This window comes from Streptomyces sp. WAC00040, assembly GCF_056835925.1.
Genome location: NZ_JAKQZE010000003.1, coordinates 493,225 through 514,652, shown reverse-complemented (window position 1 = coordinate 514,652; position 21,428 = coordinate 493,225). Strand labels below are relative to the sequence as shown.

Annotated in this window: 20 protein-coding genes; 11 read left to right on the top strand and 9 right to left on the bottom strand. The window is 72.5% G+C overall.

All coding sequences use genetic code 11. The features are described from left to right. Nucleotides 1-204 precede the first annotated feature (204 nt). Complete coding sequence (locus tag MDN94_RS27765) at nt 205-1,053, top strand: acyltransferase (protein ID WP_482728635.1); 849 nt, start codon at nt 205-207, stop codon at nt 1,051-1,053. Here the strand turns inward: MDN94_RS27765 and MDN94_RS27760 are convergent, their stop codons facing one another. Further along, entirely contained in the window at nt 1,054-1,920 is an 867-nt protein-coding gene (locus MDN94_RS27760) for an EamA family transporter (protein WP_482728634.1), read from the bottom strand. Between the two features lie 93 nt (nt 1,921-2,013). Between MDN94_RS27760 and MDN94_RS27755 the strand changes: the two genes are divergently transcribed. Together MDN94_RS27755 and MDN94_RS27750 are read left to right on the top strand one after the other, a co-directional pair. Then, nucleotides 2,014-2,586, top strand: a complete 573-nt coding sequence (locus MDN94_RS27755) for a helix-turn-helix domain-containing protein (RefSeq protein ID WP_482728633.1) — start codon at nt 2,014-2,016, stop codon at nt 2,584-2,586. A 44-nt stretch (nt 2,587-2,630) separates the two neighbouring features. Then, on the top strand, nt 2,631-3,185 hold the full coding sequence (locus tag MDN94_RS27750) for a YbaK/EbsC family protein (RefSeq protein WP_482728632.1): 555 nt from the start codon (nt 2,631-2,633) through the stop codon (nt 3,183-3,185). 45 nt (nt 3,186-3,230) lie between these two features. Here MDN94_RS27750 and MDN94_RS27745 read toward each other — a convergent pair whose 3' ends face one another. Continuing rightward, nucleotides 3,231-3,638: a CoA-binding protein gene (locus MDN94_RS27745; protein ID WP_482728631.1), complete on the bottom strand. Its 408-nt coding sequence runs from the start codon at nt 3,636-3,638 to the stop codon at nt 3,231-3,233. A gap of 76 nt (nt 3,639-3,714) precedes the next feature. Here MDN94_RS27745 and MDN94_RS27740 point away from each other — a divergent pair, with 76 nt between their 5' ends. From MDN94_RS27740 to MDN94_RS27730, 3 genes are read left to right on the top strand one after another with little or no spacing between them, the layout of a single operon-like run. Continuing rightward, nucleotides 3,715-4,341: a YigZ family protein gene (locus MDN94_RS27740; RefSeq protein ID WP_482728630.1), complete on the top strand. Its 627-nt coding sequence runs from the start codon at nt 3,715-3,717 to the stop codon at nt 4,339-4,341. A gap of 42 nt (nt 4,342-4,383) precedes the next feature. Beyond that, a complete protein-coding gene (locus MDN94_RS27735) occupies nt 4,384-5,550 on the top strand; it encodes an exonuclease SbcCD subunit D (RefSeq protein ID WP_482728629.1) in 1,167 nt (388 codons plus the stop codon). Continuing rightward, nucleotides 5,547-8,627 (top strand): AAA family ATPase, encoded by a 3,081-nt coding sequence (locus tag MDN94_RS27730; protein WP_482728628.1) that lies wholly within the window; start codon nt 5,547-5,549, stop codon nt 8,625-8,627. The genes MDN94_RS27735 and MDN94_RS27730 overlap by 4 nt, the downstream gene beginning before the upstream one ends. On the opposite strand, the gene MDN94_RS27725 is transcribed toward MDN94_RS27730, so the two are convergent. Then, nucleotides 8,617-9,063 carry an Lrp/AsnC family transcriptional regulator gene (locus MDN94_RS27725; protein ID WP_441265953.1) on the bottom strand — a complete coding sequence of 149 codons (447 nt, stop codon included), beginning with the start codon at nt 9,061-9,063 and terminating at the stop codon, nt 8,617-8,619. The genes MDN94_RS27730 and MDN94_RS27725 overlap by 11 nt on opposite strands. Nucleotides 9,064-9,156: 93 nt before the next feature. Between MDN94_RS27725 and MDN94_RS27720 the strand changes: the two genes are divergently transcribed. Further along, nucleotides 9,157-9,657 carry a rhodanese-like domain-containing protein gene (locus MDN94_RS27720; protein WP_482728627.1) on the top strand — a complete coding sequence of 167 codons (501 nt, stop codon included), beginning with the start codon at nt 9,157-9,159 and terminating at the stop codon, nt 9,655-9,657. A gap of 253 nt (nt 9,658-9,910) precedes the next feature. After that, complete coding sequence (locus tag MDN94_RS27715; RefSeq protein ID WP_482728626.1) at nt 9,911-10,762, top strand: SDR family oxidoreductase; 852 nt, start codon at nt 9,911-9,913, stop codon at nt 10,760-10,762. Between the two features lie 277 nt (nt 10,763-11,039). Here the strand turns inward: MDN94_RS27715 and MDN94_RS27710 are convergent, their stop codons facing one another. Both MDN94_RS27710 and MDN94_RS27705 read right to left on the bottom strand, forming a co-directional pair. Beyond that, complete coding sequence (locus MDN94_RS27710; protein ID WP_482728625.1) at nt 11,040-12,728, bottom strand: DUF885 domain-containing protein; 1,689 nt, start codon at nt 12,726-12,728, stop codon at nt 11,040-11,042. A 79-nt stretch (nt 12,729-12,807) separates the two neighbouring features. Further along, a complete protein-coding gene (locus MDN94_RS27705; protein WP_364599518.1) occupies nt 12,808-13,296 on the bottom strand; it encodes an Lrp/AsnC family transcriptional regulator in 489 nt (162 codons plus the stop codon). Nucleotides 13,297-13,355: 59 nt separating this feature from the next. On the opposite strand from MDN94_RS27705, the gene MDN94_RS27700 reads away from it, so the two are divergent. Further along, nucleotides 13,356-14,573: a trans-sulfuration enzyme family protein gene (locus MDN94_RS27700; RefSeq protein WP_482728624.1), complete on the top strand. Its 1,218-nt coding sequence runs from the start codon at nt 13,356-13,358 to the stop codon at nt 14,571-14,573. Here MDN94_RS27700 and MDN94_RS27695 read toward each other — a convergent pair. The 4 genes from MDN94_RS27695 to MDN94_RS27680 form a co-directional block, all read right to left on the bottom strand. Continuing rightward, a complete protein-coding gene (locus MDN94_RS27695; protein ID WP_482728623.1) occupies nt 14,491-15,894 on the bottom strand; it encodes a GNAT family N-acetyltransferase in 1,404 nt (467 codons plus the stop codon). The two genes, MDN94_RS27700 and MDN94_RS27695, sit on opposite strands and share 83 nt — an antisense overlap. Before the next feature lie 183 nt (nt 15,895-16,077). Next, nucleotides 16,078-17,661: an alkaline phosphatase D family protein gene (locus MDN94_RS27690; RefSeq protein ID WP_482728622.1), complete on the bottom strand. Its 1,584-nt coding sequence runs from the start codon at nt 17,659-17,661 to the stop codon at nt 16,078-16,080. Between the two features lie 118 nt (nt 17,662-17,779). Then, a complete protein-coding gene (locus MDN94_RS27685) occupies nt 17,780-18,157 on the bottom strand; it encodes a hypothetical protein (RefSeq protein ID WP_482728621.1) in 378 nt (125 codons plus the stop codon). A 227-nt stretch (nt 18,158-18,384) separates the two neighbouring features. Further along, nucleotides 18,385-19,215 carry an alpha/beta fold hydrolase gene (locus tag MDN94_RS27680; protein ID WP_482728620.1) on the bottom strand — a complete coding sequence of 277 codons (831 nt, stop codon included), beginning with the start codon at nt 19,213-19,215 and terminating at the stop codon, nt 18,385-18,387. A 235-nt stretch (nt 19,216-19,450) separates the two neighbouring features. Between MDN94_RS27680 and MDN94_RS27675 the strand changes: the two genes are divergently transcribed. Together MDN94_RS27675 and MDN94_RS27670 are read left to right on the top strand one after the other, a co-directional pair. Then, on the top strand, nt 19,451-20,344 hold the full coding sequence (locus MDN94_RS27675) for an RNA polymerase sigma-70 factor (RefSeq protein WP_482728619.1): 894 nt from the start codon (nt 19,451-19,453) through the stop codon (nt 20,342-20,344). A 249-nt stretch (nt 20,345-20,593) separates the two neighbouring features. Continuing rightward, on the top strand, nt 20,594-21,358 hold the full coding sequence (locus tag MDN94_RS27670; RefSeq protein WP_482729098.1) for a GntR family transcriptional regulator: 765 nt from the start codon (nt 20,594-20,596) through the stop codon (nt 21,356-21,358). Nucleotides 21,359-21,428 lie beyond the last annotated feature (70 nt).

Below are 21,428 nucleotides of genomic sequence, written 5' to 3'. Positions count from 1 at the left end.
CGGGAGCGTGCGGTGCTCATGCTAGCCACGGGGGAGGTCGCGGACTCCGGAGTGCGCGCACTGTCCACAGAACGGTGGAGTTGCGCGCGAAGTGGCCTGCGAAAGCGGCTTCCCGTGGTAAACGGCGCTTGGCGGGTGGCCCTTGGGGTGAACATCACAGCACGTCACGTCCGTCGGGAGGCCCGGGCGGACTACCGTGGGCGGGTGCCGAAGAACAGAAACACGTTCTCATCGCCTGCCGCCTGGTGGCGCCGCGGGCTCGCACGTGCCGTCCACCGCGGCTGGCAGTGGGTGCAGGAGGCGGGCGCCGTCACGGCCGACCGCCCAGGGCGGCTCGACTTCCGGCGGATCGGTGGCGGCACCCGGCTCGCCTTCCCGCAGGGGACCGTCTTCGGCGAACCGTGGATCGAGCTGGGCGAGCACTGCATCATCGCCGAGCAGGTGACCCTGACCGCCGGGATGATGCCGGGACTGGATCTCGGCCCCGATCCGATCCTGACCCTCGGGGACGGGGTGGTCCTGGGGCGCGGCAGTCATGTCATCGCCGACACCCGGGTGACCATCGGCTCGGACACGTACTGCGGTCCGTACGTCTACATCACCTCGACGAACCACAGCTACGACGACCCGCATGAGCCGGTCGGCAAGCAGTGGCCCCGCACCGATCCGGTCTCGATCGGCCCCGGTTGCTGGCTGGGGACGGGCGCGGTGATCCTTCCCGGCGCCCGGCTGGGCCGCAACGTGGTGGTGGCGGCGGGCGCGGTCGTGCGGGGCGAGGTGCCCGACCACTCGGTGGTGGCGGGCGCCCCCGCCCGCGTCGTGCGGCGGTGGGACGAGGCGGGCGGCTGGCAGCCGCCGTTGCGTACGCCCGCGCCGGTGCCCATCCCGGCGGGCGTCACCCCGGAGCAGCTGCGGGCGCTCGCCGCGCTCGAGAAGGAACTGCCGAGGACGGGCGTCGACGGCGTGGCTGCGCCGCGCAGGAATGCCGGGGACGGGACGGCGCCGGGGGCGGCGGCTCCCGGCCGGGCCGTGTCCGAGCTCGAAGGGCGCTGATCAGCCGCTCGCCAGCAGGACCGTGCCCACCAGTGCCAGCCCGGCGCCCGCGGCCTGCACCGCGCGCAGCCGTTCCTTGAGGACCAGCAGCGCCGCGAAGACCGTCACCACCGGATACAGATTGGCCAGCACCGCGGCCACCGTGACCGGCCCGGTCTGCGCGGCGATCGAGTACGTGCCGTTGGCCGCCACGTCCGCGAGGCCGACGAAGGCGAGCGCGGGCAGCGAGCGCAGGACGGTCCGCAGGCCGCCGTCCTCCGGCAGCGCCCGGCAGCCGCGCCTGACCGACACCCACAGGGCGGCCCCGCCGACGGCGACGTTGGTCACGCGCTGGACGAACAGTGCCAGGAACAGTCCGGTGAGCGTGGTCGACGCCTCCGCGATCAGAGCCAGTACGGCGCCGAACCCGAAGGCCGCGACGAGCGTCATCAGGACGGCCTGGCGCTGCACCGGCGCGCCGCGCAGCTCGGGCCCGCCCGCGAGGACGATGCCGGCCACGGCCACCGCGATCCCCGCGAACTGGAGCACTCCGGGGCGCTCGCCCAGCAGGAGCCCGATGCCGACGGGGACGGCGACGCCGAGGGAACCGAGGGGCGAGACCACGCCCATCGGGCCGAGCGCGAGGGCCTTGTAGAAGCAGAGCATGGCCACCGGCCCCACCGCGCCGGCCGCCACGGCGTACCAGAGGCGCGGCCCGGCCTCCGCGAAGCCGCCGGTCGCGACGACGATCGCGCCGAGGACCACCACCGCGACGGACTGGGAGGCCACGACCACGGTGAGCGCGGGCGTGCGTCGCGTGAGCAGGCCGCCGCCGAAGTCGGCCAGTCCCCACAGAAGGCTGGTGGCCAGGGCGAACAGTGCGGTCATGCGATGCCTCGCAGTACAGTGCGGTGAACGAATCGGTGCACCACACGGTAGTGCAATGTATTGAGCTATGTCATAGAAGATATTGGACGGAATGTGTCGGACCTCGACCAGCTCACGCAGTCGCTCGCCCGCAACCTCAAGCACTGGCGCGGCGAGCGGGGCTTCACCCTGGACGCTCTCGCCGCCCGTTCCGGGGTGAGCCGGGGAATGATCATCCAGATCGAGCAGGCGCGCACCAACCCCAGCGTCGGTACGACGGTGAAACTCGCCGACGCCCTCGGCGTCAGCATCACCACGCTCCTTGACTACGAGCAGGGCGCCCAGGTCCGCATCGTCCCCCCGGAACAGGCCGTCCGCATGTGGTCCACCTCCACCGGCAGCTCCACCACGCTCCTCGTAGGCAACGAGCGCGGCGGGCCACTGGAGCTGTGGTCCTGGCGGCTGATGCCCGGTGACGCGAGCGCCTCCGACCCGCACCCCGAAGGGACGACGGAACTGCTGCACGTCACCGCCGGTGAGCTGACCCTCGTCGTCGACGGACAGGCTCACGCAGTCCCCGCCGGCACCTCGGCCACCTTCGAGGCGAACGTCCCGCACGCCTACCGCAACGAGGGCGCGGAGGCCGTCGAAGTGATCATGGCCGTCTCCGTCCCGCCCGTCCGCTGAAACACCCGATCGCCGCCGTACGGCGCGGTGTTAACGTGCGGCACATGCGCGCACCCATCGGGAAGTTCGACGACGCCACCCCCGCACCCGACTGCCTCGACCTCCTCGTCGCACCCGTCGCGGCGGCCGTGCGAGCGTGGCACGGCGACGTGCCGGCCGAGCGGATCCTTTACGTCGACACCGACCCGGAGATCGCCGACACCGCCGTCTTCGTCGAGCACTACGGCCGCGAGCTGCTCGAGCAGTCGGCGAACTGCGTCGTCGTCGCCGGGAAGCGGGGAGGAGCCACCACGCTTGCCGGATGCCTGGTCCTGTCCCACACCCGTGTCGACGTCAACGGTGCCGTGCGCAGACAACTGGGCGCCCGCAAGGTGTCGTTCGCGCCCATGGAGACCGCGACGGGCGAGAGCGGCATGGAGTACGGCGGGATCACCCCGCTCGGGCTGCCCGGCGACTGGCCGCTGCTGGTGGACCCGGCCGTCGTCGACACCGAGTGGGTCCTCGTCGGCAGCGGCCGCCGGCGCGGCAAGCTGATCCTGCCCGGCAAGGCGTTCGCCGCCCTGCCCGGCGCCGTGGTCGTCGAGGGCCTCGGCATCTGACACCGGGCAGATCGGGCGCATGCCCCGACCAGGAGCGACCGCGGCTCAGCCCAGCCGGGGGATCTCGATCGCGGGGCACCGGTCCATCACCATGTCCACACCGGCCGCCCTGGTGCGCGCGTAAGCCTCCTCGTCGATCACACCGAGCTGGAACCAGACGGCCTTCGCGCCGATGGCGACGGCCTCGTCTGCCACCGCGCCGGCCAGGCCCGAGTTCACGAACACGTCGACGACGTCCACCGGGAACGGGATGTCGGCAAGGCTCGCGTACCCCTTCTCGCCGTGGACCGTCTCGGCCTTCGGGTGCACCGGCACGATGCGCTTGCCGTAGCGCTTGAGCACGTCGGCCACGCCGTATGCCGCCCGCCTCTCGTTGTTGGACAGGCCGACCACCGCCCAGGTCTCACCGGTGGCCGTCAGGATTCTGCGGATCGTCTCTGCGTCTGCGTACATGCCACGAGAACGGGCGGGAGGCACTCACGATTCCCCGGTGGCCGGACCCGCCCCGGACGCCGCATAGGGTGGCCGGATGCAGGAGCAGTACCGGACGGTCGCCCGCGAGGGTGTCCACGAGACCGAGATCAACCGATCGCGCTTCATCTGCGCGATGGCCCCGGCCGCCACGGAGGAGGAGGCCCAGGCCTTCGTCGCGCGCATCCGCAGGGAGCACCCGACCGCCACGCACAACTGCTTCGCCTATGTCGTCGGCGCCGACGCGGCCGTGCAGAAGGCGAGCGACGACGGCGAACCCGGCGGCACGGCCGGAGTGCCCATGCTGCAGATGCTGATGCGCCGGGAGATCCGCTACGTCGCCGCCGTCGTCACCCGGTACTACGGCGGCGTCAAGCTCGGCGCGGGCGGGCTGATCAGGGCGTACGGCGGCGTCGTCGGCGAGGCCCTGGACGCGCTCGGCACCGTCACCCGCAAGCGGTTCCGGCTCGCCACCGTCACCGTCGACCACCAGCGGGCCGGGAAGCTGGAGAACGACCTCCGGGCGACCGGCCGTCAGGTGCGCGACGTCACATACACGGATGCCGTCCGCATCGGGATCGGGCTGCCGGACGCCGACGTCGGCGCCTTCCGCGCCTGGCTGGCGGACGTCACGGCGGGCACGGCCGGGCTGGAACTCGGGGGCGAGGCGTACGGAGATGCGTGAAGCCGCCCGCATTGTCCGACCCCACCGATACGCTCACCGATCATGAGACTCCTGCACACGTCGGACTGGCACCTGGGCCGGTCGTTCCACCGGGTGAGCATGCTCGACGCCCAAGCCGCCTTCCTCGACCACCTGGTGGCGACGGTGCGCGAGCGCGAGGTCGACGCGGTGCTGGTGGCGGGAGACGTGTACGACCGGGCAGTCCCGCCGCTCGCCGCCGTGGCGCTGTTCGACCAGGTGCTGCACCGGCTCGCGGACGCAGGGGTGCCGACGGTGATGATCTCCGGCAACCACGACTCGGCCCGCCGCCTCGGCGTCGGGGCAGGGCTCATCGACCGGGCCGGCATACATCTGCGCACGGACCCGGCGGGCTGCGGCACCCCCGTACTGCTCGCCGACGAACACGGCCCGGTGGCCTGCTACGGCCTGCCCTATCTCGAACCGTCCCTCGTCAGGAACGAGTTCGGGACGGAGAAGGCGGCCCACGAGACGGTGCTCGCCGCGGCGATGGAGCGGATACGGGACGACCTCGCCGCCCGCGAGGAAGGCACCCGGTCCGTCGTGCTCGCGCACGCCTTCGTCATGGGCGGCGAGGAGAGCGACAGCGAGCGGGACATCACCGTGGGCGGTGTCTGCGCCGTCCCCTCCGGCGTCTTCCACGGCGTGGACTACGTGGCCCTCGGGCACCTGCACGGCTGCCAGACCATCACCGAACGGATCCGCTACTCGGGCTCCCCGCTCGCCTACTCCTTCTCCGAGTCCGACCACCGCAAGACGATGTGGCTCGTCGACCTCGACGCCTTTGGAGCCGTCACCGCCGAGCGGATCGACTGCCCCGTGCCACGCCCCCTCGCCCGGCTGCGCGGCACCATCGAGGAGCTCCTGGACAGCCCGGGGCTGGATCGGCACGAGGAGTCGTTCGTGGAGGCGACCCTCACCGACGCCGTGCGCCCGGCGGATCCGATGGCCCGGCTGACCCGGCGCTTCCCGCACATCCTCAGCCTGGTGTTCGAGCCGGACCGCGCCCCGCAGGACGGATTCGCCTCCTACGCCCAGCGCCTGCGCGGGCGCAGCGACCAGCAGATCGCGGAGGACTTCGTGGCGCACGTACGCGGCGGCAACGGCCCCGACGACGGCGAGCGCACCGTCCTGCGCGCCGCCTTCGAGGACGCACGGGTCGACGCCGCTGTGCGCGAGGTGGCCCGGTGAGACTGCACAGACTCGCCGTCACAGCGTTCGGGCCCTTCGGCGCCACCCAGGAAGTCGACTTCGACGCCCTTGCCAGCTCCGGCATCTTCCTGCTGCACGGGCCGACGGGGGCGGGCAAGACGTCCGTGCTGGACGCCGTCTGCTTCGCGCTGTACGGCGCGGTGCCCGGCGCGCGCCAGAGCCCCGGGACCTCGCTGCGCAGCGACCACGCCCCGGTCGGCACGCCGACCGAGGCCAGCCTCGAACTGACCGTCGCCGGGCGGCGGCTGGAGATCACCCGGCGCCCGGCGCAGCCCCGCCCCAAGGCCCGCGGCAAGGGGTTCGTCACCGAGCGGGCGCACAGCACGCTGCGCGAGTACGACACGGCGAGCGGCGAATGGCGGCCACTCAGCAAGTCGCACCAAGAGATCGGTGAGGAGATCACCCAGCTCCTCGGGATGAGCCGCGAGCAGTTCTGCCAGGTCGTCCTGTTGCCGCAGGGCGATTTCGCCCGATTCCTCAGGGCTGATGCGGAGGCCCGCGGCAAGCTCCTCGGACGACTCTTCGACACACGCCGGTTCGCCGCCGTCGAGGACCACCTCGCCGAACTGCGGCGCGCCGCCGAACACCAGGTGAAGGCGGGCGACGAACGGCTGCTCGCAGTCGCCCACCGGATCGAGCAGGCCGCCGGCCCGGCGGCCTCGGAGTGGACCTGCCCCGAGCAGCAGCCCGGCGACCCCGGCCTCGCGGACGCCGTCCTGCAATGGGCGGCGGTGGCCCGCACCGGCGCCCGTGAACGGCTCGACATCGCCGAGTACGCCCTCGCCGCCGCCGAGAGCCGGCAGGCAGGCGCCCGCCGGGCCCTCGAGGCCGAACAGGAACTGGACCGGCTCCAGCGGCGGTACGCGGAGGCGCTGGAGCGCTCCGAGGCCCTCGAGACACGGCGCGCGGAGCACGAGAGCCGGTGCGCCCGGCTGGAACGGGGCCGCAAGGCCGCGCTCGTCGAGCCGGCGCTGCGGATGCGCGACGCGGCGGAGCGCGAACACCGCACGGCGGCCGCCGAACGCGAACGGACCAGGACCGCACTTCCCGAGGAACTCGCCGACGCCGGCGCCGACCGGCTCACCGCAGCCGAACGCGCGCTGCGCCAGGAGCTCGGCGGCCTGGACGCCGCCCGCAGGTCCGAGGCCCGCGCCTCGGACATCACCCGCGAACTGGCGGACCTCGACCGGCAGGCCCGCGCCGACGACGACATCCTCGCCGAGGCGGCGGACTGGCTCGCCGATTGGGACGGCGTCCGCCGCGGCCACCAGGAACGGATCACGGCCGCGCAAGAGGCCGCCACCCGGGCCGAACACCTCGCGGGCCGACTCGAACCGGCCCGCGAACGACTGCGCGCAGCGCAGGAACGCGACGACCTCGCCGCCCGCGCGGACAAGGCGGCCGAACGGCTGCGCACCCTGCACGAGCGCGCCAACGAGGCCAAGGCGACCTGGCTCGACCTGAAGGAGCGCCGGCTCCAGGGCATCGCCACGGAACTGGCCTCGGCGCTCGTCCCGGGCGAGGCCTGCGCCGTCTGCGGCTCCGCGGAGCACCCGGCACCGGCCCGAGCGGGCGCCGGACACGTGGACCGTGCCGCGGAGGACACGGCCTACGACCGGTATGTACAGGAGCGGAAGGCCAAGGAGGACGCGGAACGGGAGCTGGCCGTGCTCGGTGGGTCCCGGGCCTCGGCGGCTGCCAGGGCCCGCGGCCCGGAGTCGTCGTCCGCCGGACACTCCCGGCCGGGCACGACCGTCCCCGTACCCCGGTCCGGCGAGGACCCGGCGGTGGCGGACCTGCGCGGCGTGGTGGAGGAACTGGAGCGGGAGTACGCCGGCGCGCGCGACCTGGCGGCTGGAACCCACGGCGCCCGCGAGGCACTTGAACGCGCTGAACGGGAGTACGAGAAGCGGGTCACCGCCCGGCAGGGTGCGGAGCGGCGCAGTGCCGCCCGCACCTCCCGGCGGGAGGCCCTCGACCAGGAACTGGCCCTGCTCGAGGACGACCTGTCCCGAGCGCGGGACGGCGCCCGCAGCGTCGCCGAGCGCGCCGCGCAGTTGGAGAGCCGGGCCGGTCTGCTGACCGCCGCGGCGGACGCCGTCCGCGCCGTCGACAGCACCGCGCTGCGCCTGAAGGAGGCCGACGACCGGCTCTCCGACGCCGCCTTCCGCGCCGGCTTCGACACACCCGCGGACGCGGCGGCGTGTCTTCTGACCGACGCCGAGCAGCGCGACATCCAGCACCGTGTCGACGCCTGGCAGGCGGAGGCCGCCGCCGTCGCCGACCGGCTCGCGGAGGACGACGCCCGCGCCGCCGCGGCCGGGCCCGCCGCGGCGCCCGGGACGGCCCGCGCCGTCCACGAGGCCGCGGAACGCGCAATGCGTGACGCCGTATCTGCGCTCGACGCCGCACGCGCCAGGTGCGCCGAACTCGACCGGCTGTCCCGGCAGGCAGGCACGGAGACCCTCGCGCTGCGCCCGCTGCGCGAGGAGTACGACCTGGTGGCCCGCCTCGCCTCCCTCACCGCCGGAACGTCCGCCGACAACGAACGCAAGATGCGCCTCGAGTCGTATGTGCTCGCCGCCCGCCTGGAACAGGTCGCGGCAGCCGCCACCGTACGGCTGCAGCGGATGTCCTCCGGCCGGTACACCCTCATCCACTCCGACGCCCGCACCGGCGGGAAACGCGCCGGCCTCGGACTGCGCGTCGTCGACGCCTGGACCGGCAGGGAGCGCGACACCGCGACCCTGTCCGGCGGCGAGACGTTCTTCGCCTCGCTCGCCCTCGCGCTCGGCCTCGCCGACGTGGTCACCGACGAGGCCGGCGGCATGCGGCTCGACACCCTGTTCATCGACGAGGGCTTCGGCAGCCTCGACGACCAGACCCTCGACGAGGTGCTCGACGTCCTCGACTCGCTCCGCGAACGCGACCGCAGTGTCGGCATCGTCAGCCATGTCGGCGATCTGCGCCGGCGCATTCCGGCGCAACTGGAGGTCGTCAAGGAGCGCGGCGGGTCGGCCGTGCGGCTGCGGACGGAGGCCGCCCTCAGCGACTGATCGGGCGGCCGCGCAGCGGCGAGGAGTAGACGACGCTCGTCGTCACCGACCCCAGCGCGCCGATCTTCCCTGACACCTGCTCGAGGTGGCTCATCGAGCGGGCGGCGACCTTCAGCACGAAGCAGTCGTCGCCGGTGACATGGTGGGCCTCGAGGATCTCGGGCGTCGCGTCCAGCAGGTCGTGGAACGGCTTGTAGTTGCCGTTCGGGTAGCGCAACCGTACGAAGGCGAGGATCGGCAGCCCGATCCGCTCCTGGTCCACGACCGCCGCGTACCCCTGGATGACGCCCGCCTCCTCCAGCCTCCGCACTCTCTCGGTTACAGCGCTCGGCGACATGGAGACGGCCCGCGCCAACTCCGCGAAGCTGGCCCTGCCCCGGGTCTGGAGGGCCTCGAGTATGCGCCAGTCGGTGGCGTCCGGTGAATATCCCGTCATGGCCACACACAACAGGGGATCGCCCGGCCGATCAAGGCGAGCGCCGGGGAATCCCACTTCCTGGAGGCGATCACCGACCGTAGGTTTCTGGACATGACCACGACGCAGAGCAACACCCCGGTGGACCAGTCGGCCAACCCCGTCCTGCGGGTGCCGCCCGCCGACCCGGCCGCCGCGGCGGCCTACTTCGGTGCGAGCCTGGCCTTCCACGCCGACGTCTCCGATGTGGCGGCCGCGCTCTCGGCCGGCGGCGACCCCGGATTCGTCGTCCTGGACTCCCGTTCCACAGAGTCCTGGGACCAGGGCCACATTCCGGGGGCGGTGCACCTGCCGACCGCGCTGATTTTCGAGCAGGCCGGGGAGCTCCTCGACAGGTCCGTGCCGATCGTCACTTACTGCTGGGGCCCCGGCTGCAACGGAGCCACCCGCGCGGCACTCGCCCTCGCCCGACTGGGCTTCCAGGTCAAGGAGATGCTCGGCGGCTTCGAGTACTGGGCCAGGGAGGGCTTCGCGTTCGAGACCCGGGAGGGCCGTACAGTCCGCGACGCCGACCCGCTGACCGCGCCTGCCGGCGCGGACGACTGCGGCTGCTGAACCGGCCCGGGGCCGCGCACCGGCGGTTCGCGTACAGGCCGCTTCGGCCCCCGGACGGACCCGTGGGGAAGGACGGCGTCGACGTCGCGGGCGTAGTGGCCGCTCACCCAGGCGGCGTTGGCCTCGACGACGGCCCCGCCGCATGCTCCGAAGGGTGTTGTACGGGACCGCGCCGCCGTACCGGGTTCGCCAGGAGCGCCCGGTCCCGGAAACAGCATGACAACGCCCGATGGATCGATCAGGATGCATGGCTATGGCCGGACTGCCGTCTCCCTCCGCCGAGTCGCTGCGCCGGGACCCCCTCCCGCTGCGCGGCCGCACCGCTCTCGTCACCGGGGCCAGCCGCACGGGCGGCATCGGCTACGCGGTGGCTCGGCGCCTCGCCGCGTACGGCGCGAGCGTCTACCTCCACCACCACGTCCCGCACGACGCCGCCCAGCCGTGGGGCGCGGAGCCCGGCGGGCCCGAAGCGGTCGCCGCGGGCGTACGGGAGGCCCTTGGGGACCCAGAGGCCCTCGTGTGCCACGGTCCCGCGGACCTGTCCGACGCCGATGCCCCGGCCGAACTGCTGGCCAAGGCCGCGGACGCGCTCGGCGGCCGTCTCGACATCCTCGTCGCCAACCACGCACTGAGCGGCTTCGACGGTCCGCTGGACAAGATCGACGCCGCCGTGCTCGACGCGCACTGGGCGGTCGACGCCCGCTCCGTGATCCTGCTGGTCCAGGCGTACGCGCGGTCGCGTGCCGTGCTGCCGGCTCGGACGGCGGGCGGCCGCGTCGTGATGATGACCTCGGGCCAGGACATCGCGGGCGGCATGCCCGGCGAGATCTCCTACGCCCTCGCGAAGGGCGCGCTGGCCTCTGCGACCCGCTCATTGGCGACCTCGCTCGCCGGCCTCGCCGTGACCGTCAACTGCGTCAACCCGGGTCCGGTGGACACGGATCACCTGGACGGCGAAGTGTACGAGGCCATCGCGTCGATTTTCCCGGCCGGCCGGTGGGGCATGCCGGACGATCCGGCCCGCCTGATCGCGTGGCTGGCGACGGACGAGGCGGAGTGGATCACGGGGCAGGTCATCGACTCGGAGGGCGGGTTTCGCCGCTGACGCCGCGCGGGCGGAGGTGGGGCCCCTGCGAGGGGGCGTTTCCCCCACCCGTCCCTTCCCGAAAACGGGCTCCGCCCGGACCGGTTGCGGGGGCTCCGCCCCGGACCCCCGCGCCTCAATTGCCCGGCCGGCTGGATTTCGCTCCGCGAAAACAGCCCTGCGGCGATTGAGGGCACCGCGCGAAGCACGGTACGGGGTCCGGGGCCCGCCCCGGTCTCGGGAGAGGGCGGGGAAGGGAACGACCCCGCGCAGCGGTGAATCCGCCCCGCCCCCGTCGTCACAGGCGGGACAGCTCCTCCACCAGGTCGTCCAGCCCCAGTGACCCCTGCGAGAGCGCCGCCATGTGCCACGCCTTCGCGTCGAACGCCTCCCCGTGCGCCCGGCGCGCATTCTCGCGGCCCAGCAGCCAGGCCCGTTCGCCGAGCTTGTAGCCGATGGCCTGGGCCGGCATCGACAGGTACCGGGTGAGTTCGCTCTCCACGAAGTCCGCCGGCCGGCCACTGTGCATGCCGAAGAACTCCTGTGCCAGGCGCGGCGTCCAGCGCTCGCCCGGGTGGAACGGCGAGTCCGCCGGGATCTCCAGCTCGAGGTGCATGCCGATGTCGACGATGACCCGGCACGCACGCATCATCTGGGCGTCCAGGTAGCCGAGGCGGCGTTCCGCGTCCTTGAGGAAGCCCAGCTCGTCCATCAGGCGTTCCGCGTACAGCGCCCAGCCCTCGGCGTTCGCGCTCACCTGTCCGACGGAGGACTGGTAGCGGGAGAGCCGGTCGGCGACATGGGCCCACTGGGCGAGCTGGAGGTGGTGGCCGGGGACGCCCTCGTGGTACCAGGTCGACACCAGGTCGTAGACGGGGAACCGGGTCGCTCCCATCGTGGGCAGCCACGTCTGGCCCGGCCGCGAGAAGTCCTCCGACGGTGCCGTGTAGTACGGCGCGGCGGCTCCCCCTGGCGGTGCGATACGGGACTCCACCCTCCGTACCCGCTCGGCGAGTTCGAAGTGGGTGCCGTCGAGCGCCTCGATCGCCTCGTCCATCAGCTGCTGGAGCCAGACCCGCACCTCCTCCTCGCCCTCGATGTGCTCGCCGTGCACGTCGAGGTGGGCCAGCGCCTCCCAGGGGCCCGCGCCGGGCAGGATCTTCTCCGCTTCCTTCTTCATCTCGCCGAGCAGCCGGTGGTATTCGGACCAGCCGTACGCGTAGGCCTCGTCGAGGTCGAGGTCGGTGCCGTTGAAGTAGCGGGACCAGCGGGCGTATCGCTCGCGGCCGACGGTGTCGGGGGCGTCCGCAACGGCGGGGGCGTACACGTCGCGCATCCAGTCGCGCAGTTCCGCCACGGACCGGGTGGCGGCATCGGCGGCGACGTCCAGTTCGAGGCGGAGCGCGGCGGGACCGGCGGACGCGAACTCCTCGAACCAGCCGCGGCCGGTGGCGCCGCCGCTCCACTCCGTCAGCTGCTGGATGAAGGTGGCCGTGGCGCGCGGGCCGCCGTACAGCTTCTTCTCGAGTCCGAGGGCGAGGGACTCGCGGTAGCCCTCCAGCGCCCGGGGGACGGCGCGCAGCCGCTCGGCGATCGCCGCCCAGTCGTCTTCGGTCTCCGCCGGAGTGACGGTGAAGGTCTCGCGGACCGTGTGGGCGGGGGAGTGGATGTTGCTGACGGCGCGCAGGCTCTCCTGCGCGTCGTGGACGGCGAGTTCGGCGGTGAGGCGCTCGCGCAGCAGTCGTCCGCAGCGGCGCTCGACGTCACTGCCGGCGTCCGGCAGCTTCTCCGCGTCGTCGAGCCGGGCCAGGGTCTCGCGGGCGAGGTCGGCGAGCGCTTGGGTCCCCGCGGGCGAGAAGTCGGGGAGGAGCCCTGAACTTTCCTTGATTCCCAGGTAGGTACCGAGGGCCGGATCGAGTTCGATGAGTGCGTCGACGTAGGCGTCGGCGACCTGACGGGGCAGCGGGCTGCTGGAAGTGTCTGGCATGGGGCCCATCCTCGTACGAAGACGTGCCCCTCGTCACCACCAATGGGGCCCGGTCGCCTGACATCCGGCTAGAAGTGGATCATCCGCCCGTGGGTGCCGCCGGGGGCAGTAGCGGCCCGCACTCCCACTGCTGGAAGATCAAGCGGGTCTCGACCCTGGCCACCTCGCGCTGCGACGTGAACTCGTCGATCACCAGACGTTGAAGATCCGCCATGTCGGTCACCGCGACGTGGACGAGGTAGTCGTCGGGGCCCGTGAGATGGAACAGTGCCAGCGACTCCGGAAGCGCGCGGATGCGTTCGACGAACGGGCCGATCAGTTCCCGCCGGTGCGGCCGTACCTGGACCGACAGCAGCGCCTGGAGCCCCCTGCCCAGCCGTGCCGGGTCGAGCGCGAGGCGGTGCCCGAGGATGACACCGGAGCGGCGCAGCCTGGTGACCCGGTCCAGACAGGTCGAGGCCGCCACGCCGATCTCCGCCGCGAGGTCCCGGTACGTGGTCCGGGCGTCGTTCTGAAGCAGGCGGAGAATCTGGAGATCGATCGGGTCCAGTGCGACGGAATCAGCCATTTACCGAACGTAGCACGGAGGAGATCCGCTACCTCCCGGTAACTGTTCACAGTGCGGCCATGGAGAACGCAGCCTCGGCCGCGCCCGTGACCCGGGCCCTGGCCACCGATGCCGTGCACGCAGGACGCGAGGATCTCGCGGAGCTCGGCCTGCACGCCCCGCCGATCGACCTGTCGACCACTTACCCGTCGTACGACGCCGCAGGCGAGGCCGCGCGGATCGACGAGTTCGCCACGACCGGAGCCCGGCCGGAGGGTCCGCCCGTCTACGCACGGCTGGACAACCCCACCACCGCCCGGTTCGAGACGGCGCTCGCCAAGCTCGAGGGCACGGAGAGCGCCGTCGCGTTCGCCAGCGGCATGGCGGCCCTGACCGCCGTGCTGCTGGTGCGGGCGAGCATGGGCCTGCGGCACGTCGTCGCCGTCCGGCCGTTGTACGGCTGCAGCGACCATCTGCTGAACGCCGGACTCCTCGGTACCGAGGTCACCTGGACCGACCCGGCCGGCATCGCCGAGGCCCTGCGACCCGACACCGGACTGGTTATGGTCGAGACCCCGGCCAACCCGACGCTCGCCGAGGTGGACCTGCGGGCCGTACGGCACGCCTGCGGCTCGGTGCCGCTGCTCGTCGACAACACCTTCGCCACCCCCGTGCTCCAGCGCCCCGCGGAAGAGGGCGCCCGGCTGGTCCTGCACAGCGCCACCAAGTACCTCGGCGGCCACGGCGACGTGATGGGCGGTGTGGTCGCCTGCGACGAGGAGTTCGCCCGCAAGCTGCGCCAGGTCCGCTTCGCGACCGGCGGCGTCCTGCACCCGATGGCCGGATACCTGCTGCTGCGCGGGCTGTCGACGCTGCCGGTGCGGGTGCGGGCCGCGTCCGCCACGGCCGCCGACCTCGCCCGAAGGCTCACCACCGACCCGCGGGTCGCCCGGGTCCACTACCCGAGCATCGGCGGGGCGATGGTCTCCTTCGAGGTGTACGGGGACCCGCACGACGTGATCGCCGGGGTACGGCTGATCACGCCGGCGGTGAGCCTCGGCAGCGTCGACACACTGATCCAGCACCCGGCTTCCATCAGCCACCGCATCGTCGACGTGAACGACCGGCGCTCGGCCGGCGTGAGCGACCGGCTGCTGCGGATGTCGGTCGGGCTCGAGGACGTCGAGGACCTGTGGCGGGACCTGACGCAGGCGCTCAGCGCTCGCCGCGTCCGGTCCGCTCCGTCCGCTCGTAGCGGGATCGCGGACGGCCGGCAGCCGCATCCAGTCGGGCGGTGACCACCAGGGTCCCCTCCTCGATCTGGTAGTCGAGGGGCAGGCCGAGGCCGCGCATGGCGGCGACCATCGCGGTGTTCGACGACCGGGTGACGGCGTACACGCTGTCGCAGCCGGCCTCGGACGCCATGTCTGCCAGCCGCTTCAGCAGTTGCGAGCCGATGCCGCGGCGCTGCCAGTCGTCCTCGACGAGCAGCGCCACCTCGGTCTCGTCGCCGTCCCACAGCAGGTGGCCGAGGGCGACGAGCCGGCCGGAGGCCGTCTCCACCGCCAGGGTCCGGCCGAAACGCGGGCTCAGCAGGTGGTTGAGGTAGCGGTCCGCGTCCCGGACCGGGCCGTGGTAGCGCATCTCGAGCGTCCGGGCGGAGCACCGTTCGTGCATGGCGAGCGCGGCGTCCACATCGTCCTGGTCGGCGCGGCGCACGGAGATCTCGTTGCCCTCGGGGAGGGTGAGGATGTCCTGGCTGCGGGGGACGCGCGGACCGAGGCGTGCGTCGAGCTCGACGAGGGCGCGGGCGCGGGCGAACTCGGTGGGGGTGAAGGGCAGATAGGCGCGTTCGACGATGATCGCGCCGCCGTTCGGGTCGCGCAGGTGCATCACCGTCTCCTCGAGGACGCCCTCCACCGGGGGCATCTCGCCGGTGGGGCTGCCCGTGGGGGAGACGGCCGGGCGGGACCGGATGGTGCAGCGGCCGAGCAGTTGCCGGAGCGCCAGAGGCAGTTCGGCGGCGTCCAGGGCGGTACGGGTGGCGAGGCCGAGCACCCGGGTGGGCGTGTCGACGAGGTCGTGCGCGTCGGCGCGCTCCGTCCAGGTGCCGCTGCCGCCGGCCGCGGCGACCTCGCGGGCGAGCTGCGGGGCCTGTAGGGACGCGGGGGCCCGCAGCAGGAATTCGTCGACCGTCCCGTCTGCCAGTGGATGGGTCTGCAGGGTCAGGATGTCCACGTCGAGGCGGGCCAGGGCGTTGCACAGGGCGGCGAGGCTGCCGGGGGTGTCCTGGACGGTGGTGCGCATCCGCCACAGGGCGGTCCCGCGGGGGCTCTGCTCCCCGGCTGCCTCCTGGGACGCGGCGGGGGCCTGGGCGTCCGCCGCGTCCGGAGGCGGCGCATGACTGTGGCGCCGTGCCCACCATGTGTGGAACGTGGCCGTCGCGGCCAGCGCCACCGCCGAGGCGATGAGCAGGAACGGCCCGTCGGGAGTGTGCCCGATCAGTTTGGCGATGGTGTCGGCGACCGCGACGGCAGTGAACATGGCGGCCAGTTCGACGAGGTCCCGCCGCCAGTGGTGCGGACGGCGGGCGCTCTTCGCGGAAGTCACATCTGTCATGGCTTCACTGTGACCGACCGGTGTTGCGTGATCACGAACGCTTTGTGACTGATGGGTTAAGCGCCGATCTGGAGCGCTATCAGCCGGTTTTGGTCGATTCTGGCGTGCAGTGTTCGCTTCCATGGTTCAACACGTACCGGTTTCCGTTCCGGCGCGCGTCCGCCCGACCCCCGCCGGATCCCGTCACTGGCCGACACGCCCCGGCTGAAGTGCCTTGGTGAAAAGCACAGTTCCGCCCTCCGCGCGCAGCCGCACCGTCAGCTCGCCGCTGTCGGCGTCGATGTCCACCTCCCCGAAGTACTGCGGAGACTCCATCGGTGACACGTTCGCCCGCTTCGGCGCCCGCACGAATACCCGGTCGGGGCCGAACGTCCCGTCCAGCGTGTTCGCCGGAAATCCGCCGGCGGCGAGCGGACCCGAGACGAACTCCCAGAACGGCGCAAAATCCTTGAAGGCCGCGCGCTCGGGAGCGTAGTGCTGGGCCGAGGTGTAGTGCACATCGGCGGTCAGCCACACGGTGCCCGTGATCCGGCGGTGCTTGACGTGCCGCAGCAGTTCGGCGATCTGCAGCTCACGCCCCAGCGGCGCGCCCGGATCGCCCTGCGCCACGGCCTCGAAGTTCGCGGAGCCGTCCGGCACCACGAGCCCGAGCGGCATGTCGGCGGCGATCACCTTCCACACCGCGTTCGACCGGTCCAGCTCCCGCTTCAGCCACTCGAGCTGACCGGCGCCGAGGATGCCCTCGCCCCCGTCCGCCTGCCGGTTCGGCGAGTTGGCGTCGCGATAGGTGCGCATGTCGAGCACGAACACGTCCAGCAGCGGACCGTGGCGGACCACCCGATGCATGCGGCCCCCAGTGCCGTCGCCGGCGGCGGAGAGCGTGCTTACGGGGAAGTACTCGGCGAACGCCCGGATCGAACGCCGGGCGAGGACGTCCACGTCCTTCTCGCTGTACCGGGCGTCGTCGAGGATCTGCCCCGGGTACCAGTTGTTGCGCACCTCGTGGTCGTCCCACTGAACGATCGTCGGCACCTGGGCGTTGAACCGGCGGACGTTCTCGTCCAGCAGGTTGTACCGGAAGTTGCCCCGGTACTCGTCGAGCGTCTCGGCGACCTTCGACTTCTCCTCCGTGACCACATTGCGCCACACCCGCCCGTCCGGAAGCGTCACGCTCGGCACGAGCGGGCCGTCCGCGTACACGGTGTCCCCGCTGCACAGGAAGAAGTCCGGGTCCAGACGGCGCATCTCCTCGTACGCCCGGTAGCCGCCGATGTCGGGGTTGATGCCCCAGCCCTGCCCGGCGATGTCGCCCGACCACAGGAACCGCACGCCGCGCCGCCGGTTCGCCGGCGCGGTACGGAACGTCCCGTACACCGCCTCGCCGGTACGCCGGTCGTCGTCCGGGTCGGTGAGCGTCACCCGGTAGTGCACCTGCTCGCCGGCGGGCAGGCCCCGCAACGCCGTCTTCCCCGTGAAGTCCGTGCCCGGTCCGAGCAGCGGTCCGTGCCACCTGCGGGCACGCCGGAACGACCCGGTCGCGGACGTCTCCACGATCATCCGCGCGGGCCGGTCGGAACGCACCCACACCAGCCCGGAGGTGGCCGTGACGTCACCGGTCTGCACGCCCCAGGCCGCACGCGGCCGTCCGGACAGAGCCAGCGCCGGGGCCGCGCCGACGCCGGGCAATGCCAGCGCCGCGGAAGCGGCCACCGTGCCGCGCAGGACGGAACGGCGGGCGGGGGGAGAACTCTGCGGGGTCTGCGACATTGCTGCGCCTCCAGGCGGTTCGGCCGGTGTGCCGAGCCATGCCTAGCGGCAGGCCGAGTCCGTTGTGCGAACGCCGGGTGAACGGCGTGCCGCATCCCCTTCGCCGCCGCCTCCCCGGTCAGGTCGGCGGCACCCCGCGCCGGTCCTGGCCCTCGCCCCCCGCGGCCGGCTCCGGCTCGAAGTCCCACGAACCGCGCTTGAACAGGGGCCGGAAGTCGGGGTGGTCCTCCCAGTGCCGGGCGAGGCCCACCAGTTGGTCCCAGTTGTGCGCCAGCGTCTGGTCGATGACGCGGCGCAACTCCGTTTCGGCCCCGGCGCGTTGCTCGCAGATCCCCTTCACGGCCGCCGCGCTCTTGACGGCACCGCTCAGCGCGCGCAGGGCACGCGAGGTGTCGTCCATGCCGAAGCCGTGGTCACTGCCGTTCTCCGGATCGAAGAGGGGCCGGAGCCGGTCCTCGAGGAACGAGGTGATCTCCGAGAAGTGCTGCTGGTCCATCACGGCTCCGTTTCCGCCCCGCCGCCGTCGGGCGAGCGGGGTCATTCACTCGTCTCCCGCGCGAGCCGCCTCTGTCGTGTGCCGCCGCGGGGCATGGTCATTCTCCACGCGACGGGGAGCGCCTGGCGCACCACCGGCTGCCGTCCGCCGGACCGGTCGCCGACAAGGCCCTCCGTGCGGCGCGGGACCGGATGCGGCGTGCCGGTGGCCGACGCCACCGGGCCGGCTCAGGCGCTGCCGTCGAGCAGCACCCGCGCGACCAGCGCCGGGTCGTCGCTCATCGGGACGTGCCCGCAGCCGGGCAGCCTGACGAGGCGGGCGCTGGGGATCACGTACTTGGCCCGCACGCCCTGGCGGCGCAGCAGCAGCCGGTCCTTGGTGCCCCAGCCGATGGTGACGGGAACATCGCGGACGTCGTCGCGGAACAGCACACCGCCGCCGGCCGCGAGCGTCTCGTGGAAGCCGGTCGCCCCGCGCAGTGCGCGCGTCTCCGCGACGGCGGCCTCGGGCGAACGGCGGCCCGGCCGCGCGTAGATGGTGCTCACCAGCGCCGTACGCCCCACCGCCGATCGGGACAACCGCTCGATCACCGGCAGCGGCAGGGACCGCGCGCCCACCCGCATGGCCCGCAGGGTGGTGAAGGCGTAGCGCCGTTCCGCCTCCGACCAGAATCCGGCCGGGGAGAGCGCGGTCACCGAGCGGACCAGCTTCTCGCGACCCAGTTCGAGGGCGAGGAGCCCTCCGAGCGAATTGCCGGCGACGTGGGGCCGCTCGACCCCGAGAGCCCGGCAGAACGCGCCGAGCGCCGTGGAGACCGTTGCCAGGTCGTACGGGACGCCGTCCGGCAGCGCGGGTGAGGCGCCGAAGCCCGGCAGGTCGACCGCGATCACATCGCGGTCGGCGGCGAGTATCCCCATCACCGGCTCCCAGGCCTGCCAGTGGTGACCGATGCCATGGAGCAGCAGCAGCGGCTCGCCGGCGCCCCTGCGCTCGTAGGTGACGGACAGCGTGCGGCTGCCCCGGGCGGTCTCGACGGAGAACGAGATCTCTGCGGCCATGACTGCACGCTCCATGCGCTGGGACAGACAGACTGTCAGTAACAATTACCGTTCAGTAGCTTGGAGTTCAAGGGGCCCGCCCAGGTGGAGGGGGTATCGGTGGTGCCGCCCCGTCTCATGACCGGGTCCTGCCATGAGTCGCCGTTCTGCACCGGACCGGCTTCATTCGCCGATGCAGCGCGCGCCGCACAGGAACCTGCTGGACAGCGGGCCCGTCGTCGGCTGGGATTGACGGGTGGCAGCAGACACCGTGACCGATCTCTTCGAAGAACACCGGCCCGTGCTGACCGGCGTGGCCTATCGCATGCTCGGCCGGATCGCCGACGCGGAGGACGTGGTGCAGGAGGCCTGGCTGCGCTGGTCGTCCGACCGGCGCGACGACGTGAAGGAACCGCGCGGCTACCTCGTACGGATCACCACCCGCCTCGCGATCGACCGGCTGCGGCACGTCAAGTCCCGCCGGGAGTCTTACGTCGGGCCGTGGCTGCCGGAGCCGATCGTCACCGACTTCGGCCCCTCGGTCCCCGACACGGCGGAACGGGCGGTGCTCGCCGAATCCGTGTCGCTCGCCGTGCTCGTGGTCCTCGAGTCCCTCTCCCCGCTGGAGCGAGCGGTGTTCGTGCTCCGCGAGGCGTTCGGCTTCCCGTACGCCGAGATCGCCACCACACTCGAGAAGTCGGAGGCGGCCGTACGCCAACTCGCCGGGCGCGCCCGCAAGCACGTGGACGAGCGCAAGCACCGGTTCGATGTGGATCCCGCCGAATGCCGTGACCTCACGGAGCGGTTCCTGTCCGCCGCCTCGGGCGGTGATCTGGAGGGACTGCTCTCCATCCTCGCCCCGGACGTGCGGCTGGTCGGCGACAGCGGCGGCAAGACCAAGGCGCCTCTTCGTGTCATGCAGAGCGCGGACAAGGTCGGACGCTTCGTCGTCGCGATCTCGCAGCAGCCGGTTCCGGACGCGGAGGTCCGTTTCGTCGAGGCCAACGGCGCACCGGCGATCCTCGTCCTGTCCGGGGGCAAGCCGGACACCGTCATGCAGATGGAGGTGCTGGACGGGCGCATCCAATGCGTCTACATCGTCCGGAACCCCGACAAACTCGCCGCCTTCGCCGGACCTGGCACGGACTGAGACCCCTTCTTCGCACGTCGGACCCCGTGGCCGTTATCCGGTCGCGGGGTCTTGTGCTGCCCCGCGGCTCTCAGTACGAAGGCCGCGTGAACGCCGTGCGAATCCCTACCGATGCGCAGCGTGACAACCGCAGGATTGGTCTTGACCAAGTCGGAGGCCCGTCCTATGGTCGCAGGGATAGTGCAGGAACCTTTAATAAACAAGGGCGCGGAAAAGCCGCCGCTGACACGGCGATTGCGGAGGATCAGGGTGGGGACCACGCAGTTGGAACCGGTGCAGGAGCCCAAGTACTGGCACCTGAAGACCGTGCTTGCCGAGGCGCTCGACACCGACTTCACCGTCGGCGAGATCCTGCCGAACGAGCGCGACCTCGCCGCCCGCTTCGGTGTCGCCCGCGCCACCCTCAGGCAGGCGCTCGAGCAGCTCGAGCTCGAAGGCCGCCTCCAGCGCCGCCGCGGCGTCGGCACCACCGTCGCCCCGCCGCGCGTGGGCGTCGACGTGACCACCTCGCACCAGGACTGGCCCGGCACCGGACACGACGCCTGGCAGGCGGCCGAGTGCACCGTGGCCGTGCCGTCGGCGGCCGTGGCCCGGCTGCTCGACACCGAGGCGGACGAAGAGGTGCACACTGTGCGCCGGCTGAGGGTGAACAACGGCCAGCCCGTCGCCGCCGAACTGCTCTACGTGCCGTCCTCGTCGGTGCCCGACCTCCCCGCCATCGAGGCGCCGTCCGGCCCGGCCCTCGCCCGCGGCGTCCTGCGCGAACTTCAGCGCCTCGATCTCGAGGGCCAGGACCGCGCCGTCGAACTCGGCTCCGCCGGTGCCGTCGACGCCAGAGAGCTGGACCGGCTGCCCGGCGCGCCCGTCCTCGTCGTCACCACCCGGTACTTCTCCGCAGGGCGCACCGCCGCGGTGTCCGTCGCGACGTACCGCGCCGACACCTGCCGCCTCACCTTCGGCGACACGGGGGACGTCGAGATCAGCCACGACGGTCAGCAGCGCCGCGCGTCCTGACCACCGGACCGTCCCGCCGTGACACCCGCGGCGGCGCGGGTCGGGCGAACGTCCCGCACCACACGCAGAA